Genomic DNA, 2,916 nt, shown 5'->3' with positions numbered 1-2,916 from the left:
TGTATTTCCGAAACTTTGGACTTGCCCGAACTGCTGGCGTTGATTGAGCAGTTGCCACAGCGATCTCCGTGGGAACGCTCAGAAAAAGTCAAAGCTACTGCGGCGAAGGCAAAAGTCGTTCAATTGCCAAAACGCTCTGTGGTAGCTCAAGCAGAAACACTTTCTTCAATTCCAGATGTGGTTATTCTGGAATACGAAGTCGTCGAATGGTCTGCTACAGAAGGACTCAAAGATACTTTATATGAAACCTATCGCCCACAACGAATCAGAATTAAAGATGCTTTACCTCATCCGTCCCTACTGTGCGAAAGTGCAGCCCTAGCACTTGTCTCGCCACCAGCACCAACTTACAAACCGCATCTTCCTAGCAACATTATTACACAAGGCTTGTTGTCAGAGGCACAACTTGAAAGTGTGATTTACGCAGGTCAAACGCACTCAGAATTTCTGTCTGGGTCTTATATTGTCGATAATTCATGGGATAATGTGACTGTAGCGGCAAATAGTGAAAAAAATGCCGTAAAATTTCGGCGTGGCTGGTTTCTTGGCGATGGGACGGGTGCCGGTAAGGGTAGACAATGTGCAGGAATCATCCTCGATAACTGGTGTCAGAAACGAAGAAAAGCAATCTGGGTATCAAAGAGTTCTGCCCTAATTGAGGATGCTCGTAGAGACTGGTGTGCGCTCGGAGGTAGTGAAAAAGACATTATCGACCTCTCAAATATCAAACTTGGCGACCCCATCCCTTTCACCCAAGGTATTCTGTTCTGCACCTACTCAACTCTACGTTCTCGAAAGAATGGCAAAAGTCGGCTCAAGCAAATTGTTGAATGGGCAGGAGCAGACTTTGAGGGAGCGATCGCTTATGACGAGTGCCACAGTATGGGCAATGCAATGGCTCAAGAGGGTAAACTCGGTATGGTTGCAGCATCCCAGCAAGGCATTGTTGGGCTGCGGTTGCAAAACGCACTGCCCTCAGCACGGGTTGTCTATGTCTTTGCTACTGGAGCGACGAAGGTTTCTAACTTGTCTTATGCCAATCGTCTGGGGCTTTGGCAGACTGGGGATTTCCCGTTCACCTCCCGCGAGGATTTTGTGGAATCCATTGAGGGCGGTGGTATCGCCGCGATGGAGATTGTGGCTAGAGATTTGGTGCGGCTCGTTTCTGGTAGGAGCCTCTAGAAACTAGAGGGGTATGCCCAGAGTTTATTCTGAAACTCACTTTCAGAATATAATAACTGTTCCTTTGATGTAGGTGAACCAAGTACCCTAGAAAGGTAAGTCCTACCCTTGAGGAGATAAGTGAATCCCTATCTGACCACACCGAACAGGCTCGGAATCCTGTAGAGTGAAGCTGGTAACAGGGCGCAATCAGAGGTAATCAGGATATTATCACACTGGCGCTAATGGGGAGATGGTAAGGATAAATAAGTCCTAGAAAAGTGTCTAACTGGCAAAACTACAACCTGAACAAAATGTAGATTTTCATTCTCTAATCTCGCAACATCTCGAAATCAATAGTTGCAATCTCCGAGATGAGAATAGGCAAATTGGACTGTCCTAACCCATCAATCAATCGAAAGAACGGAACGAGTAAAAACGGTGTAAGGGTCTGGGGAAAGGTCGAAAACCCCAGTAGGTAAGACGAGTTACGGAATCCCTCTACATCGGGTAGGATGCGGCGTAACTGCTGCAAGGTATTCAGAAAAACGCAAAACGGAGTAGCGTATGGTTAGACACAGTGTAAAAACTAGTGAATCTTGGAAATCATTACCCTGGAAGAAATTTCGGGCGAACCTTTTCCGCCTACAAAGAAGAGTGTTTAAAGCTGTTCTTGTTGGAGACAAGCGCAAAGCTAAGTCACTACAAAAGCTTATTCTGAAATCCTTTGCAGCTAGGTTTCTGGCAATACGTCAAGTAACACAAGCTTTATGCTGGAATGGCACTAAGAAAAGCGGAAAGGCTTATCGATTAAGCAGTTTGCAATTGTTTACGTAATTCTTGCCGGGGTTTGGTCAATCTGGGGTATGCTTTGGGGCGGCGTTTGGTAACTCGTGGTTCAGTGCGTGCGGGACGGTCAGGAACTTCTTTGTGAACGATAATTTTTAGTAAAGTGCGATAAAGTCTAAGCCGTTTTTTAGAGTCAGCAACCTCGAATTTGGGAATAAAATTAATTAAATGATGGCGAGTACCTTGTAGCGATAAACGATTTGGAGGGGTATTGTAAGTAGTCCCAGCCTGCCACATCAAGCTCCGAAGTAAATTGTAAGCAAGTAAGTAAACATGAATTTCTTTGCGTACCATTGAAGGAGTTTTACATCGTAAAATATCCATACCCAAGGTAGTTTTTATATGTCTCAAATCCAATTCAACATCCCAGCGTTTACCGTAAAGCCCAACAATTTCCAGAGTAGAATAAGAAGATTTATCTAAAAGAGTAGTAATTAAGCTAACTTGTTGAGTCCGAAAACCAGGAATAACAATATGATAGTAAATCTCTCGCACAGTGATGGAAGAAGGTAGAGCATCAAATTCATCTTTATTCAATCCTTTTGGACAACTTTTAGGCTTATACTAAGTAACTAATTTGTCGCAATCTCCAACAATTTTGCCTTTTCGCATGGTTGTTGTGCGAGATTGATGCTTCCGAAATATAGCATCGCAATCGAGTTTGGTAATCGTAACCATATCGGCATAAGCGCAAAAAGCTCTATCCCCTAAAAGCACATCATTGGGTTTGAGAAAACCATACAGCCTCCTTGCTAATTTAATATCATGAGTGTTCAATACATCGATGCACAAACAATACGGTTCGGTTAAGCTCTAAGCAGTATTGATTACAGAAAAAGTAAGTGTTTCCAATTTAACTCCTGCCCCCTTATGTACTGGCTTCTTGGACGGAAACTTAGCCCTAGT

The 2,916-nt window shown here is 43.8% G+C and carries 2 protein-coding genes and 1 pseudogene; 2 read left to right on the top strand and 1 reads right to left on the bottom strand.

Features of this window, described 5'->3' with window-relative positions; genetic code table 11:
• Together H6G97_RS49075 and H6G97_RS49070 are read left to right on the top strand one after the other, a co-directional pair.
• Positions 1-1,182, top strand: a 1,182-nt coding sequence (locus H6G97_RS49075; protein WP_242056166.1) for a strawberry notch family protein, incomplete at its 5' end; no start/stop codon positions are given.
• Positions 1,183-1,728: 546 nt separating this feature from the next.
• Positions 1,729-1,926, top strand: a pseudogene (locus H6G97_RS49070) (reverse transcriptase N-terminal domain-containing protein); the annotation flags it as partial.
• A gap of 45 nt (positions 1,927-1,971) precedes the next feature.
• Here H6G97_RS49070 and H6G97_RS49065 read toward each other — a convergent pair.
• Entirely contained in the window at positions 1,972-2,547 is a 576-nt protein-coding gene (locus H6G97_RS49065) for a transposase (protein ID WP_199350174.1), read from the bottom strand.
• Positions 2,548-2,916: the final 369 nt, after the last annotated feature.

It is taken from the genome of Nostoc flagelliforme FACHB-838, assembly GCF_014698065.1.
GTDB classification, from domain to species: Bacteria; Cyanobacteriota; Cyanobacteriia; order Cyanobacteriales; family Nostocaceae; genus Nostoc; species Nostoc flagelliforme_B.
The sequence above is the reverse complement of the archived record's forward strand: the minus strand, read 5'-3'. Positions and strand labels throughout refer to the sequence as shown.